Genomic DNA, 309 nt, shown 5'->3' on the forward strand with positions numbered 1-309 from the left:
ATGTACCACCAACTAAAGTGATATCACTGGCATCAAAGCCTGTAACCGCTTCACTGAACGTGAAGGTGATGTTCGCTGTTTCGCCTGCTGCAAGTTCAAGGTCATCTGTCGTAATCGCAAGCGTTGGTGGAACAATGTCCACAACGAAACCATCAGTACCATCCAGTACATCACCTGTACCTAGGTTACCTGCAATATCTGTGTAAGTATTATCAGCCACAGTAATGCTTGGTGCTGTGCCTGTGCCATCTGGCGTAAACACTGCTGTCCAAGTGATGTTGTCCGTTGTCGTCAACGCACCTAATGTAC

Annotated in this window: 1 protein-coding gene; it reads right to left on the reverse strand. The window is 47.2% G+C overall.

Features of this window, described 5'->3' with window-relative positions; translation table 11 throughout:
* On the reverse strand, nucleotides 1–309 hold a 309-nt coding region (locus HL290_RS18465), incomplete at both ends, for an Ig-like domain-containing protein (RefSeq protein ID WP_227602334.1).

This window comes from Acinetobacter sp. AC1-2, assembly GCF_016124155.1.
GTDB lineage: Bacteria > Pseudomonadota > Gammaproteobacteria > Pseudomonadales > Moraxellaceae > Acinetobacter > Acinetobacter calcoaceticus.